Below are 15,898 nucleotides of genomic sequence, written 5' to 3' on the forward strand. Positions count from 1 at the left end.
GCATCCATAAATGGAGTACCACAGTGGATCCTGCGGACACGCCGCAGGACGTAGGAACAGATAAACCCGGTTATAATCACCCCCAAGCATTAACCATGTGTCAAACTCAGGGACCTCTTCCGGGTTCATATTTTTCTTAAGTTCAAATGTGGAAAATTAATTTAAGATAGAAACGATTTGAGTCACTAAATACAACAGCCTAAAAAGAGCAGAATATCGTTTCCCAAAACCCCAATATGGCGATACTTACATCCTATGGAGACATTATCCTAATACAACGAACCAGATAACTGGTTTCTTTAACATCCCCCGGTTGGTTACCACCAATACCAAATATATTGAAATCTGCAAGGATTATCGGATCGATGTCAGTTTGAGTTGAACTCCAATAAGAATCAGTAAGAGGAACAATACCATTGTCGACTAAATTAGATTGCATGTTCTGTAGCGTTGGATTTGAGACATCGCCACAAGGAGATAAGCTATTACCGCCATAGCCCGTTTCACAAATAGCCGGTAAATACCAATCAGTATAGTTACCAATAAGAACATGATAACAAAGCCCAGCAGCATAAGTACCCGCAGCATGAGTAAGAGACATGGCATTATAGATATTGGTGGTATTGGTTGAGCCATTAAAATTGCTATTGGCCGCAATTGGATTAGTACAAGAGCCTGGACAACCTGGATCCCAGGGAATACCCAAAGAGGATTGATCGGCCAATGCAGCCACCTTTCCACTAATACTCGTTGTAGCTGGAGTGCTATCATCTATAGCAAACACATATCCTGATTGATAAACATTACCATAAGTTAAAACATTCACCGGTAATGAGAGCGTATTGGTGTTAGTACCAACGATATTTACGATCCCCGAAACTGTGCTGGCTGTTTGCCCTGGCGTAACAGTAAACAGGCACGAGTCTCCCGGGGCAATATCACAGCTAGCCGGTGTAATGCTGGTCCCTGCAGGTAGACCCGTGGCATCGTATGCGACGTTTAAAGCAGTTGCTGTGGAACTGGTATTGGTAATTGTAATCAGCCGAGAAGTTCCGGTAAGAGCAGCATTAGAATAAGTACAAGAAGCGCTAGGTGTTGGACAAGCCACAGATAAAGTCAACATGGTGACGCTGCTCGAAATTATTGCTGCACCAGGGGCTGATGAGCGAGTAATGTTTAATCTACTATTCGGCTCAGGTTGGTAGCATGCGTTCGGATTAGGTATGCCTTTTGAATCGGTCTGACAGACCACAGGACCTCCTGCTATATTGCTTTGTAATAAACTTCCATCTATTTCCAATGTTAGGGTACAAGATTTTAGATACCTTAAAGCAAATGGATTAGGACAGATACCCGAACCGTTAGTAATTTGCTTAATACCCTTGATAGGTTGCATAGCAAGCGTATGTGGTTTGAATGACTGATTGGTTACCGTATATTGCACTGTTGCAGAATTGTTGGCAGATACAGTCAATGTTGTTGCAGTCAGCGGGAGGAATGTCCACATAGGCTTTCCTGCATGAATACTGCAACTCACCATGCAGGCAATAAAAAAGCGAATTAAGTCTCTCATTGCAAATCCTTAAGCAATATAGGTTAAATTTTTATTATGAGTCGGCGTGAACATGACGATACAAACGCCATTTGGAGTATTTTTCGGGTAAGTGAATTCGCTCGACCCAGTCACTCTTGTCCAGGTTAAAAGTTGGAGCATTACATAATAGAATTAAATCAATATTTCTCCGTCTAACCATGGATTTTGCGGCACTCTCATCTTCCTTAAAAAAATTAAAGGTGTCTTCTATTCCCATAGGATTATGGTGATCGTTAATGGCCACCACTGCAAAATGAGTAAAGTATAAAATAAATGGGCCATAGTTGCTCGACATAAAAAGAATCTTGTCCCTGCTAAATTGAGGTTGCTCTAACAGGTTATCTTCGATCATGGAGTCAAATTGTTTCTGACACTGCTGCGTTTCTACAGAGGCAGGATTTCTCGATATCATAAACAGGAGGGATGGCAAAATAACAAGCAGCCCGATGAGAGACCATTTAAAGAGTTGATTCACTTTTGTATTAGCAAAATAGGCCACAAAAAATGAAATTAAAACGATATTAAGCGGCGTTGCTATTCTTCCCCAACGATTCATATAAGCAGTCAATAGGGAAGTAATTGCCGCGCCAAAGAGAATAAGACCCTGCAGATTGGTCATTTCACGATTTAAATATAAATAATAACAGTAACCAGCGCCTACTATAAAATAGAGTAAGAGCGCCAAAGCAAAGCTGTTATCAATGATAAAGGGGGAATAAAATTCAACGTTATTCGGAAAAAAATATTTTAATAAATAAGGGCTAACGGCATTATAAGGCCCCTTATAAAATCCGGGAAAATTATAATTCATCATCAAAAACAAGAGCACGGCCATACTTAAAATACTTATTAGATTAAGCGCATTCTTTGCTCCTTTGAGATAACGGCTATAAATAATGAAACAGGCCAATACCAGCAAAAAGAAGGTCAAATAAACGACGGATACTATATCGTAGGCGATAGTAAAAAAATTGCGATATTCAAGAGGTATGACCAAAGCTAAAGAAAGACAAAGCACTAATAAAAAAAGAGACACGTTTGCGGCATTCAACTGTTCGCGCACTAAAGACAACCAGAACATAGCGGCCATACCAACAAAAACAACAACTGTAAAACTAATACTTATCCATATTCCCAAACCGGCTACAACAGCAGTCATACAAGCCCAGAATTTATTATCGATACTAATAAAGCGTAACAAACACCCCCAATAGACAATGCTTACCGATACCAGTAAAAAATCATAATCCACTCGTAATGGCTGATAAACAAAATGCATGACTGGATTTAATAAAAAGGCAGCAACCAGAAAAAGATCCTGGCTATTTGTTGTTTTTAAAGGCCTTACAGACCAGAGTAACGCAAAGACAGACAGCAAATTACACAGCATGGGCAAAATAAAGCTCCAGATATAGAGCGCTTTTTTTAAAGGAAAAAAGAGTTTAAAAAGGTAAGTCCCCCCTATCAAAACAATCATGGTTGCCTGAGTCCAGGCATGGGTATCAGCACCATACGGAGCATTAATCAAAGGATTAATGCCCGCATACCATTGATGACTTTTAAGTACATTTAAAGCCAAAACCATATGCATGTATGCATCATGCTCATAGACGAAATAATGCTGATGAAGGGCCGCAAGAATGGCACTATAGTGAGTAAGTATTATGCCTATTAGGGATAATAGAAAAATTACAGTGCATTTTTTAGGTAAATAATTAATCATAACGCTCAAAAATGAAAGTGAAACACAATAAGCTACCTCTTTATCCTAACAGCCTTGCAAAGAACCCTCAGTGGTATGCGCAGCCCACCGGCATCAACTTAACTAATCTATTAATATATAGAGAACCTCAATAATTTCATACTACTTTACCCTGCTTTGTTAAAATTGATTACTCACCATTCACTACCAATTTTCCAGAAAAAATAATTAAGAGTTCAAATTAATCTGTTGTAATGTAAAAAACGAGGTGTACTTATTTATTTTTATCTTTCGTGGACTCTATAATGGGTCATGGTGTCACAATATAGGGACAACTTACTATGGATAGTAAAATTGAAAAACCATTCACGCTTGCAATGCCAGGGACGCTCACTGACTTTACCCCTGACCTAAAACAAACGCCCAAACCTACCCCTTATACTGAGGGTGCCGAAGTAAAAGACTACCCTAAAGGAGAAACCTTAAGTGTAGTCTCTTCTTTGATTAAAACCAAAGTACTTACTAATACGAAAAAAGTAGATGAAAAAAATCCTTATCCCCTTGAAACTGATGAAATTACTGTAATTAATGGACCTAATACCGATGGTTCTAATGTAGGGGAGAAAATTGCTCAAGGTCTGGCGGCAATACTAAAAGCAATAGCCCGAGGACAAACAATAAGCAATATTATTGCTCATAGTCGAGGGGCTGTTGAATCGATTTTGATAGCCCATGAATTACAAGCCATACAAACAATGATTGCAACATGTGGTACTTTTGAAGAGGTACTGAAGCAGTTAGCGGAACAACAAACCCAAAGGTACAAGGGTACCCCCAAAAATAACACACCAGATATTATAGAGCCCCTGAAATCGCAAATTAATTTGATACCCAAAGACGAGCAAGAACAATGGTTTAATCAGCTAAAAACCTCTCTGCCTAATGCATCAATAAACTTTTTTGGTATAGACCCTGTCCCAGGAGATTGTTTTCCGATTACGTGGTATGACGAACGATTTTTTATATTACCCGAAATTATAAAGAATACTGAATTAATTTATTATGCAAATGAACGTTCTGATTGGGGATTTACTCCTATTTTTCCTGAAGTAGTCTCCAAGGCGAAACAAAATTTTGTTCGTTACTCCATGCCCGGACATCACGGGACAGGTTCCAGTGGAAATGATGGTTCCCAACAAGGAATAATCGTCTCCCCTGACAATTATAAAACCACCCATGTCCAAAAATTAATGGTCTATAAGTTACTTAATTTCTTAAACGCGCAGGGCGTAGAATTTAATGATGGTACTCAGATCTTTCATCAGTATACCGCTTTAGGCAGAAAATATTCAGGAAACTCTGGCGAAACGCAATCAATTAATGTAGCCACGCTCGATTTTCCTACCACTCTGCGGGCGCTTTATACCGCAATTGCCAAAAATCAAATTGGGTATGATGCGTTTAATTCAACCCATTATTCTTATATGGGCCTGACCAAGCAACGCAGAGCTTTATATAAAGGACATACTTATGGCCTTTATAATGATTTCTTTGAAGAATGCCCTGGCTACGTTAATGAAGAGCAAGCTTTATTAATGCAAGGGCATTTTTTTAAAATTTTTGGTCTTGATACCAAAAGAAAAAATCCTGCTGAAACAATTAATACAGCAAGCTTAGTCCTTGAAGAACACCTCAAAAAAATAGCCAATAAAGAAACCTCCATCCTGGACTCTGAAGTGATTCGTAAAACGGTCCTGGAAGCATTTGATGTAGTGATTCGACGGGTTAGCCAGCAATGCTTAACGGGTGACTGGTGCCCTCTTGAAAAAGACAAAGAAATTTTGCATCAAGCGATTATTGATATTTTGGCTAAATTTAAAGAACTATCTTTGTCAAATAATTTGATGATTCAACAGTTTGTCGCAGAGCTTCTTCTCTTAAGCTCCTCCGGCATAAACCATACGCTGGTGCTTCACTCCCAGAGCCTGGAAAAAAAGTTTAGTTGCTTGCAGGAATCTACAGATAATCGCTTAATGCATTTCTTTAATTCATTATTAATGCAATTAAATCACAGCGAAAATAGCTCCTCAGTTAGGCTGGATGAAATTATAAATTCTGAAGAGTATAAGCGACTACCCAACCATCCATCAGCAATTAAAATAGCTCATATCCATAAAAAACTAGCTGAAAAAGGTCTGGAGAAATTCAGCATTGAAGAACTTACTAAGAGTTATGAGGAACGATTTGCTAATACTGTTGAGGATTTTGCAAAACTTTTTCAGCAAATTCACATCTTTATCCGTGACTTAACTGCCTTACGCCATTTAGTTCCTGACCAAAAAATTGACGTAGATGAACTGCACTTGCTAAAGCAAGCTAACAGATTAATCATAACTGCGGCAGAACGATTTTATAAAGAGAGGCCACAGGCGCTTCCCCCGGTTGCTGAAACAGATTCATTCTTGAGATTGGCAGAACAACATGCAATTGAACATTTCGGTATAGTTGATCGTAGCAAAGAAAAAAATCCAAAATCAGAAAAAGCAAATGTGAGTACAAGTAATGCCTTTTCAAGGACACTTTCTTTCTTCTGGAGCCCAATGTCAAGAATGATATATGGCACTCCAATTACTGCCTCAAACGAAGAAATCATTCACACAGCAGATGTATCATCGTCTCCGCAATAGCCCATCATCTAGACACTATGCGTAGGCTGGGCTGCTAAGCCCAGCAATCCCTTTGCGTATAAAACACATGCTGGGCTATGCAGCCCAGCCTACTATTGCGATGAAAATTCCGACTGACTCTACTCCGACGTCCCGAAGCATAGCCACAGTGTGTTAACGACCAAGATACCTTGCTGTATCAATCTGCCGAATTATCAGATCCTGGCTGCAAGCAGCCAGGCTACGTTTGACTTGCATCACCATTCAACGTTTTAACAAAATTCGCCAAGGTTGAAAATAAGTCCAAATATCAGCCTGTCTATAAGTGGGACGTAACTGCATTCGTTCAAACCAATTAATTAAATCAGGAGACTGAACTAACTGATACTCCCTTATCATTTTTAATCGGCCAAATAAAACGACGCTAACAATATCCGCAGAACTGGGTTTATCGCCGAACAAGAACGTTGCTGGCGTAGGTAATTTTTCGAGGAAATTTCGCACCTGATTGCGTTCAACTTCTAATTTATCCGCAAGACTTCCTTCAGTAAAATAAGCCAGGCGTCGTTTATTCTGATTGATTTTTGCTTCAATTGCTGCCGGATTAGCAGAATTTGACAACTGCGTTTCAAAGGTGTGAATTGTATTACGTAACATCCTGGGCACGAGAAATCTGAGTGGAGGAATACTGCTCAAGGCTTTGCCAAAAGTGAGGCGTTCTATTGTAATTGAATAATGCTCTCGAACAAGTTGCTCAATTTTTAAAGCACAACCTGCATCACCATCCATCCACTGCCCCCCGGCATGGGTAGCCGCATATTTTAAAATATCCTGACTGTCCGTCAGGACCTGTTCATTATCAACCAGGGTAGGCACGCTCATTGCGGGGTTTATATTCATATACCAAGCAGATAATTGCTCCTTAGCCAAATGAATATCCATACGTCTGCTTTCAAAAGGCAAACCGGCTTCCAGTAAAGCATAACGACCAATCATTGAATAATACGAAGAAGAAGCATTATATAAAATCATTATCCATCCTTGGGAAGAGCGATTTATTAATTACAGAGTATCACGAGTAACTGATATTTGGACAATAAGATGACCTCTTTTAATAAGTAACATTTATTGTTACTTTATTATAATACTGTTCTTTTTTAGGAATACATAAAATTTAGTCAAAACCATTATTATCCAATTAACTCTTTCGTTGCTTTCACTCCGTGATCTTGACGAAACCTTCTTTAACGAGCTGTATCGTTCTCGTCATGGCGTCGGTGGTGCCCCTGATGCCGGGCGTTATCCCAATTGCCAGCTTTCGCTGTAGTACCACACAGCATTGAGCCAATCATGGCAAATAATAACCAAGGTATAACCTAAGAATAATTCTCGCTGTAAGCAGCTGAATATTCTATAGTTCTCTGAAAACTTGCCCCCTCCACTCCGACGTCCCGCGGCAACATGCCCGCGGGATCCAGGAGATCTACGCTAAAATACCGGAAACCACGGACACGCAGCTGGGCGTAGAGACACAGAGTTGCTCAAACGACAAGCTGCAAACCACCAGTCTAGCTGGCTAAATCACCAACGTTGATCCGTTATCGGCCTCATTTCTCAGTTCAATTGCCTCTATGAATTTCAAGCAATGATTAGCAAATGATGCTAACGCTAAAGATTCTTTTTTAAATTTTTCAAATTCGAGCTTGCTAGGACTGGGTTTAAAAAGTGCTGATTCTTTTGAGTTAGCAGTTGATGTAAACTGTTCATAGGTCAATTCCTCTGCCAAGTAATTAAGGACTTCACTTGGTAATGTCTTTGATTTGCAAAAAAGATTATGAGGGTATATTGAAAGTTTCCAGTAACTTTGAAGTTCATCTTTTTTTTCTTCCGGTGTCATTTTAGGCTGAGCCAATATTTTACCAGCTACACACACATGCTCTACTGCCACCTCTAAGTCCAATGCAGCGAATAATCCATCAAGCACATTTCTCTCAAATCCATTAACTAATAGATATTGAATTTCACTCCCATCTATCTGATCTGAAGATTCGTGCTTTTGACTTATCTCTTCAACTTGGAAAGTGACTAAGTCTTTAAATGAGTGCTCACCAGATTTAAAAGACTCGATCACATGCGGATAGTTTGCTACCTCATGAATGTCCTTCAGCAATTTGAGTAAATTCTTATCACTGATCTTGTTTTTCTTTATTAACTCCCCCACCCCGGCGGAAGTGAGATCACTCCATTGTTCTTTTGAAAAAAATTCAGCAAAAGGACGCGCTAAAGGATAATTAGCCCAAGGAAATTGTTCTATAAGATCAGTTAATTTCATAATATATGTAATATCCATTAAATTGAGAATGGCGAATTATAATTCATATTTCACCTTCTCTCTACTTTGCATCAAAGGAATGGACACCTTGCCAAGCAATTTGTGATCTCAAATATTTTCATAGATGGATATATGCTTAATAGAGAATGATAATCATCACTAGTAAGGCTTTCGCGATTATATTTATCTCATTCATTTTTGATCGTGTACATAAACCATCCATGATTTATTATTCACAATCGTATAACTTATAGGCAATTCATGCTTTTTTCTTATTGATTTTTATAACAGACAGAACCCCTCTGAACCTCTCGACATGACCAGTGATTTATCACTTTCTCCAATATTTATCTGGTTCAATAATATTATTGGGATCAATTGCGTCTTTTGCGTCACATCCCACGACTTATCAACAATAGCTACTTCATGGCCATGAACCATCGTCACAGTAATCATCGATTCTATGGGGAGATTCAGATATTCTAACGCTCTACGTTTGTTTTCCTGCACATTATCAGGCTTATCCCCACTGGTATCATTGCAATTCAACGAGTTGTAATGCGCTTTACTTACGCCTCCTTTACGTGTAAAAAAAGCATGGCCTATAGACTTTCTAACCTGGTAAAATCATTGTCTTTAATAATTTCTATCATAATTTACCGATTCCGAACGTGTTATTTGAAATAAACTTTCCAATCACCGCAAATAATAGCCAAGATAAAATCAGGACATTTTAATTGATCCGATTAATTTAATCCCCAATTATTATCTAGGAGTTTGATTTCAATCCGCTCTTTTCCGCTTCCAATATTTATTCTTTTAAGAGTAATAAGACCAACCTCCGACGTACTTTTAACATGAGTCCCCCCACAAGCTACTCTAGAAAATCCCTCAATTTCCCAAAAACGTCTTTGCGTTTGGATATCACTAAATCCTGTTTTAATCTTTCGATCTTTTTCTATGATTTTATTGTAATCACGAAGTATGCTTGCAAATAAGAAAGAAATATTTTTATCAAGGCAAAAATCTATTCTCGCCTTATTTTCCGCTATATGTGCCCCAATTTTTTCAAGTTTAAGCTCTTGCGTTACGAGCTCAAGAACCAATTCAGCAGCAAAATGCAGACGCATCAGTCTGTACCGCCGAGGCCAATCAATTTTCATGGTCACTGCATCACCAGGCTTAAGGTTATGCCCATCTGGAAGTCTATAGTAAATAAGATTGCCATCTATCTCAGAATCAACAATCGCGAGTCCATTTACATAGCCTTGGTCACTTTCCTGTCCTCCGGAAAACGAAAACACGATTGTTTCTTCAAATAAAACGTAATTATTATCAACTGAAGCCACCCGAGTTTGTAAAAGAGATTGATATGGATTATCCCAAAATATTTTTCGCATGATAAACCTATTTAATAGCAATGATTTTGCCATGAGTTAGAGATTCAATCTCCCTGGAACTCAAGCTAAAAACAGCATAAGGAGTGCCAGCAGCAGCCCATAGAACATGATGTTGTAGCAAATCTTCATCAATAAAAATGTGGGTAATTGTTTGTTTATGTCCTACCGGAGGAACGCCGCCAATAGCAAAGCCAGTAACCTCACGAGTAAAACCAGCATCTGCTTTAACAATTTTTTCCCCTACCCACTGCTCAATGATTTTCTCATTCACCCGGTTGATGCCGCTTGCCAATACCAAAACAGGCTGGCTTGTTTTTGCAGTACAAAATAGTAAGGATTTCACAATTTGTGCTACGTCACACCCTATAGTATTTGCAGCGTCATTGGCAGTACGGGTACTTGCAGAAAGTTCAATCAATTCAAAAGACAAGCCTTTTTGGGCTAGAGCCTGTTGTACCCTTTGAGCACTTTTGCTTAATATTTTATTTTCATTAGACATGGAAAACTCCCCCTATCGCCATAAAGAACATTTTTTGGTTAGTTCAGTAACCTTTGCCCAATCCCCAAATAAGACAATGCCATAATAAATAAGATTTTCTTCTTTGGTCTGGCCGGTTCTTTCAATTTGTTCTTGATAAGTGCCAACTGTCATTGTGTCTGTAAAATCATTTAATAAAATATGTTCCGCTAAAGCTGCTTGCCGTAATTTTCTTATTTTATTCGAATTTTCGGACAAAATAATAAAAGGTATTTCCGAGATAAAAGGATGGGAACCACCATCAGCATCGTGATAATCAGTCAACCGCAAATCTGCCCGGCCAATAGCTGAGCCTAAACCAATACACATATGGGCTAAGGCATTCATTACTTTACCTGGCTCGATACTTTTGTTTAGTACTGCTACTAATTTGTTTTGGAACAGCTCAGCAGACATAACTTAACTCCTTATTTGGACAATTTACAATTTGTGCGTTATAACGCATAATAGCCCATGCTATCATTGTGCGTCATAACGCACAAGCATCTTCAGGAAATAGATTTTGAAAAATATATACAAACACATCGCAACTACGCTTAAAGATTTACGCCAACAAAAAGGTTGGAGCTTAGACAAAGCAGCTCTTGCTACCGGTGTTAGCAAAGCGATGCTAGGACAAATAGAACGCGAAGAATCAAGCCCCACCATTGCCACTTTATGGAAAATAGCAACTGGTTTTGAAGCATCATTCTCTTCGTTTATTGAGGAAATTGACGCGGAATCTAACGAGGCTGTGTATCGTACAGGACAGGTACAAACTATTCATCCTGACGATAAAAAAATCCGAGTTCTACCTCTTTTTCCCTTTGATCCACAATTGAATTTTGAACTGTTTGTTATCGAATTGTTGCCAGGCTGTGAACATTTATCACCTCCTCATAAAGATGGAGTTATTGAGCATGTGGTGGTGGTTCAAGGCAGCATGGAAATTTTAGTAGATGGGGGATGGCACAAGCTCTCGAACGGCGAAGGTATTCGATTTAATGCAAACCAACCACATGGCTACCGAAATCTTATGCCCCAAGCAGCCACATTTCACGATATTATCCACTATCCTAAGGCACATTCATCTCACGAACCAAGCTCTTTGGAAGAATTTTAGATCAACATAACCCCAACCTATTTCATCTTTCTCATTTGTTTTATGTATGCATCAGCTTATTAATCGTGGACTAGTTAACTTCGACTGCAGAGTTAGGTAATCCCACATTACGCTTCGCTAATGTGGGCTACCTTATTTCAAATTTCAAACTTTGATGTTTTTGAAGCTCCTTTGGCAATTAACAACTCCCTAATTTCATCACCTTTTGGGGTATGTTCTTGAACCAAATCAAGGGGGTTGTGCGATTCGTAATCACCAATATTTACATCGATATCCGGAGCAGTAAGTAATAGTTTGACGGCATCTGGATTATTTAATTCAACAGCATAATGTAATGCACTTCTATGATTATTATCTGTTATGTTAACTTGAGCATGAGAAGAAATTAACTCTTGCATTGCAGCCATATTATTTGTCGCTGCTGCCAATATTAATGGCGTTTGGTCTTGTGTACTAAGAGAATTCGGGGATATGGAAGAGAGACAAATTTTGACCATATTTTGGTCCCCATATTGGGCAGCATAATGTAAAGCATTGCGTCCCTCAGCATCAGTCAACTGTCCTACACCATCAACAGCTAGCAGCAATTTAACACAATCATGTTGTCCATTTAATACGGCTGAATGAATGGGAAAATGCATTAAATTATTAGGGACAAAGGCAAGTTGTTTTACCTGAGCCAACATACCTTCAACTAATTTTTTATAGCCAAATATGCACATGATATGCAAAATCGAATCACCAGACTCATTTCTTTCTTCCAATATCGTTTTAAAGTGTTCACTTAGCAAGAGATAGATTGCTTGTTTATTTTGTTTCATTTTTTCATCATAAACGACGGGAAGGGTTAAGGTATCAAATAAGATAGAATTACCATTTGGGCTCTTTCCTTGCGGATTGGCACCTAGTGATAACAAATCTTCTGTCATATGAAGGTTGCCTCGAACAGCCGCCAGTTGGAGTAAAGTATAATTGGCTTCGTTATTTATTTGCTCGCGACTTGGGTTCAATTTTTTTAAATAAATATCCAGGCCGTTATATGCAATAAACTGAAGAGGTGTCAAGTCTTTGAACGCAGGTACTGGAGTCGTTAATTTATTTGCAAGAACATTGGGTTGAATATTTTCAAGAAAATCAGATGCTAACTCCTTATAAGAAGCGAAGCACTCCTGAAGTTCACCTTCAAAATGCCGATCTGTACTGACTGTAGTCTCACACCAGTGGATTAATTTACTCAAGCTTTCATCTGAAGGAGTTGATGAATCTATATATAAATTTTTACAAAGTTCTTCAAATTTAGTAAGCATATTTAGCTCCTAAAAACTATATAAATCCTGTTTTGATTTCTTAAAAACTTAAATTAATCAGGTTAATTCGATTAGTTTTAATCAAATTTTCTACTCCCCAAATATAGTTCATTTTTAAAATTATAGCGAGTTAAAGGAACATACCCAAAAACATGCCTTTTGTTAAAATCATGTCATTTGCTAAAAACGATCTTGGTGTCTTATAATTAACTCAAGTATCTTATTTATTATCATCTTGACTGCAAAACACTCAATAATGGATTTGTATCAAAGGTCTAAGGCTCAATAAAACTGAATTGAGTTCTTAAGGATGCGGCTTAAATTAACCGAATCCCCTCCCTTTGACTGCAATGGAGGTGACTATATGTATACTCGAATTGATTTGACTGGGCTGGGAGGTTCTGCACGAACCCGCGCAATAGAGCTCCGAATTGCGGTGGACGCTGCAAATACAGCACACGCAGCAACGCCTCCGGGAAGTCCTCAACATATTATTATCGATAGAACACTCCAGAGCCAAATTGTTCATATTGAAAGTCTTATCAAAGGTAGTACCTACACTAATTCACCAGAGCTACGTGCACAGCTAACTCGTGCACGCGACGAACTGAGAAACCATTTAACTGCAGCTGGCCAGTCCCCCCAACCAACTGGCGAACCACAAACCACTCTGAGTCAAAGGATAGCTGAACTCCCTGATGCTGCTGCAGAAGAGTTAGCAAACGTTCTTGCCATATACAAAGCAAATCCAGGATTACTAGCCGCTAATTTACCTCATATTTTCCCCGGCGGCTCAGACCCAGTTGCTGTTGCTCGTTGGACAAACTTTCTTAACACTCATACCATCACGTTTTTGGGTGGAGCTAATATAATTAATTTCAGAGTCACAGCAAATCCACCTCTACTCGATCCTCCTGAAGTACTTAAACTCGAATATCGTTTTGGCTTCCCAAGCCGTATGGACACTGTATTACGTACAGCAGTACCTGGATTATGCACTCCCTCAGCAGCGTCTCGCCTGGTATTAGCGCCTAACAAAACACTAACATCGTATATTGGGAGAAGCCTAATGGTGACCACCCTGTGTGCGAATGGGGGAGCTGGTGGTTATGCCAAGCGCGGACGCCAAGAGTACATTGTTGCAGCGGTTGTCGAAACTGCAGCTACTCTCACAGCCGCCGGCAGAATACCAGCCGATATAGATGCAGCTGTAGCCGCCAAGATTCATGACTTAACCAATGGGATGTCGGTAGAAGAGATCAACGTAATTACCCTTGCAGCCACCACCGCAGCTAATGCGGCAAGGATCGCTGTTACTGCAGCCCCTCTGACAGCGCCCACCTACACTACAGCAGCCTCTGTCGCCGCCAAAGCGTTGAACCAACGCATTCAGGGGATAGCATCGCAAATGTGTGCCAGATTACAAGATCTTGAGGGTGCGGGAATCTATTTCCCCGACGCGAAACTCGACAACTGGGTGGTTGAAGGCGATGGCACGCTTCACGTCGCTGATACCAAGAGCTTTAAACGTTCCCCACCGCATGTCATAGATGAAACTCATGCGGACAATGAAGGGATAGAGGGAAGAATACGCACCAACGGCTATAACTTGATGGACATAGATGCTAATGTTGCTCCATCAATAATCCACCGTGCCATATTGGGACGCAACATATATTACGCTCTCACAGGCGTCAGGCCCGACGACACAACTAGGCCCAGATGCGACGAAGTAGTATTTCAAGGAGAGATAGGGACAAAATACAAAGACTTGATAAGAGGCTTGACGAGAAGAACAGGTCTAGCCCCCCCCGGGACACCGGACCCTAATATTACCCTCGCCCAGGCTGCACGGACATTACGCGAGATAGAAATCATGCAAGCGCCGTCCTATGCATTAGCTGGCATTACGCAAAAGGCGCTCATGGTCGCACTGGCAACTAATCCTGGCTACGAAGCAGCCAATCCTGCTCAAAGAGCGCTAATGGCTGAACTGGCAGCTAGTCCAGACTATGAAGCAGCCTCCCCTACTCGAAGAGCATTGGTGGCCGCATTGGCAACTAACCCTATCTACGAAGCAGCCAATCCTATTCAAAGAGCATTAATGGCCGCATTGGCAGTTAGTCCTAGCTACGAAGCAGCTAATCCTGCTCAAAAAGAGCTGATGGCTGCACTGGCAGCCAAGCCCATTTATGAAGCAGCCATCCCTGCGACGAGACAACGAATGCTCGAGGCCATGTTGACTCCTGCTTACGCCGCTATCGTTGCGAAAATTCATGATCTTGAAGCGTTGACCGGACAAGATCATACCACCTGTCTGCTCTCAAGCTTACACGCTGCGTGTGGAGGAGTTGACTACGACCGTGATACGGCTCTAGCTGCTATACGTGAAACTGCAAACAGAGCTTATGACACAATGGTAGAAGCTAATGCCCTACGAGCAACAGTTACTGCGCCAGTACAACCCACCCTTGGAGGACAACCGTTGCTAACAGATATCTTGCTCAACAGTGATAAAGTTGCATCCATAGGCGTACCAGCTGATCTCGGTGCACTTGTTACAGGACTGGAAACACACCGAACACATCTAGGAGCCGCCCGCGACAGGCTACCTGAGCTCAGGAGCTTACAAGGACTCATTGACGCCTGCAATGGAAAACGCTTCGGTGTTGGTGATGTCGTGATGGATCAATTCCTCGCGCGTGCAAGACAAGACGTGTTAGATGGCGCTACCCTCGACACTCGCTTAGCCAACGCTCATCGTATACATGGTGAATTAACCGTTACTCGAGCCGGGCTTAATGACCCGGTGAACCAATCGGTGCATGATAATATTACACGACTCAGAGGCAAAAAATATTCTCATGGAGCAGGAGCAAAGGCAACAGCCATTGAGAGCGCCGCTGCGGTAATTCCTATCGCTTCGCGAATTAGTATACGCACCCATGTAGAAGATGCTGATGTGCGCAACCTCTTCGGTGAAATGAGCAGGAGCCGATCATTATTCGGAGGCCTTGGTGCTGCATCCGCCACCCCCTTGAAAATAGAGAGCTACAAACTTGCTATGAGAGCATTACGCCCACCAGAGCCCTCAAGAGATGAGCTAGATGAGGGAAGTCGGGATGCGCCACATCACTAAATTCTGGCTACTAAGGGTATGTCGTTACAAATCACCACCGCATTATCTTAAAACACATTAACCCGTAGTCTCGCTAACCAAGATCTTTGTAAGAATTTTAGATCAGCGAGTCAGCTTC

General features: G+C 40.5%; 12 protein-coding genes. 3 read left to right on the top strand and 9 right to left on the bottom strand.

Features of this window, described 5'->3' with window-relative positions:
* Positions 1 to 253 precede the first annotated feature (253 nt).
* Positions 254 to 1,573 carry a DUF1566 domain-containing protein gene (locus tag LOX96_RS16360; protein WP_250424571.1) on the bottom strand — a complete coding sequence of 440 codons (1,320 nt, stop codon included), beginning with the start codon at positions 1,571 to 1,573 and terminating at the stop codon, positions 254 to 256.
* Between the two features lie 34 nt (positions 1,574 to 1,607).
* The gene (locus tag LOX96_RS16365) at positions 1,608 to 3,317 is read right to left on the bottom strand and encodes a hypothetical protein (RefSeq protein WP_250424570.1); all 1,710 of its coding nucleotides are present in this window, start codon (positions 3,315 to 3,317) and stop codon (positions 1,608 to 1,610) included.
* Positions 3,318 to 3,637: 320 nt separating this feature from the next.
* On the opposite strand from LOX96_RS16365, the gene LOX96_RS16370 reads away from it, so the two are divergent.
* Positions 3,638 to 5,983, top strand: a complete 2,346-nt coding sequence (locus LOX96_RS16370) for a hypothetical protein (protein ID WP_250424569.1) — start codon at positions 3,638 to 3,640, stop codon at positions 5,981 to 5,983.
* Positions 5,984 to 6,226: 243 nt separating this feature from the next.
* Here LOX96_RS16370 and LOX96_RS16375 read toward each other — a convergent pair whose 3' ends face one another.
* The 6 genes from LOX96_RS16375 to LOX96_RS16400 form a co-directional block, all read right to left on the bottom strand.
* Positions 6,227 to 6,994, bottom strand: a complete 768-nt coding sequence (locus LOX96_RS16375) for a glutathione S-transferase family protein (RefSeq protein WP_250424568.1) — start codon at positions 6,992 to 6,994, stop codon at positions 6,227 to 6,229.
* A gap of 544 nt (positions 6,995 to 7,538) precedes the next feature.
* Positions 7,539 to 8,294: a hypothetical protein gene (locus tag LOX96_RS16380; RefSeq protein ID WP_250424567.1), complete on the bottom strand. Its 756-nt coding sequence runs from the start codon at positions 8,292 to 8,294 to the stop codon at positions 7,539 to 7,541.
* A gap of 282 nt (positions 8,295 to 8,576) precedes the next feature.
* On the bottom strand, positions 8,577 to 8,900 hold the full coding sequence (locus LOX96_RS16385; protein WP_348645861.1) for a laccase domain-containing protein: 324 nt from the start codon (positions 8,898 to 8,900) through the stop codon (positions 8,577 to 8,579).
* 140 nt (positions 8,901 to 9,040) lie between these two features.
* A complete protein-coding gene (locus LOX96_RS16390) occupies positions 9,041 to 9,694 on the bottom strand; it encodes an alanyl-tRNA editing protein (protein WP_250424572.1) in 654 nt (217 codons plus the stop codon).
* A gap of 7 nt (positions 9,695 to 9,701) precedes the next feature.
* Positions 9,702 to 10,193: a YbaK/EbsC family protein gene (locus LOX96_RS16395; protein ID WP_250424565.1), complete on the bottom strand. Its 492-nt coding sequence runs from the start codon at positions 10,191 to 10,193 to the stop codon at positions 9,702 to 9,704.
* A gap of 12 nt (positions 10,194 to 10,205) precedes the next feature.
* Positions 10,206 to 10,628, bottom strand: coding sequence for a DUF2000 domain-containing protein (locus LOX96_RS16400; RefSeq protein ID WP_250424564.1), 423 nt, complete (start codon positions 10,626 to 10,628; stop codon positions 10,206 to 10,208).
* A 106-nt stretch (positions 10,629 to 10,734) separates the two neighbouring features.
* Between LOX96_RS16400 and LOX96_RS16405 the strand changes: the two genes are divergently transcribed.
* Complete coding sequence (locus LOX96_RS16405; RefSeq protein ID WP_250424563.1) at positions 10,735 to 11,334, top strand: helix-turn-helix domain-containing protein; 600 nt, start codon at positions 10,735 to 10,737, stop codon at positions 11,332 to 11,334.
* Positions 11,335 to 11,471: 137 nt separating this feature from the next.
* Here the strand turns inward: LOX96_RS16405 and LOX96_RS16410 are convergent, their stop codons facing one another.
* Positions 11,472 to 12,641: an ankyrin repeat domain-containing protein gene (locus LOX96_RS16410; protein WP_250424562.1), complete on the bottom strand. Its 1,170-nt coding sequence runs from the start codon at positions 12,639 to 12,641 to the stop codon at positions 11,472 to 11,474.
* Between the two features lie 364 nt (positions 12,642 to 13,005).
* Between LOX96_RS16410 and LOX96_RS16415 the strand changes: the two genes are divergently transcribed.
* Positions 13,006 to 15,780 carry a hypothetical protein gene (locus LOX96_RS16415; RefSeq protein ID WP_250424561.1) on the top strand — a complete coding sequence of 925 codons (2,775 nt, stop codon included), beginning with the start codon at positions 13,006 to 13,008 and terminating at the stop codon, positions 15,778 to 15,780.
* Positions 15,781 to 15,898: the final 118 nt, after the last annotated feature.

It is taken from the genome of Legionella maioricensis (assembly GCF_023618015.1).
Classification (GTDB): Bacteria; Pseudomonadota; Gammaproteobacteria; order Legionellales; family Legionellaceae; genus Legionella; species Legionella maioricensis.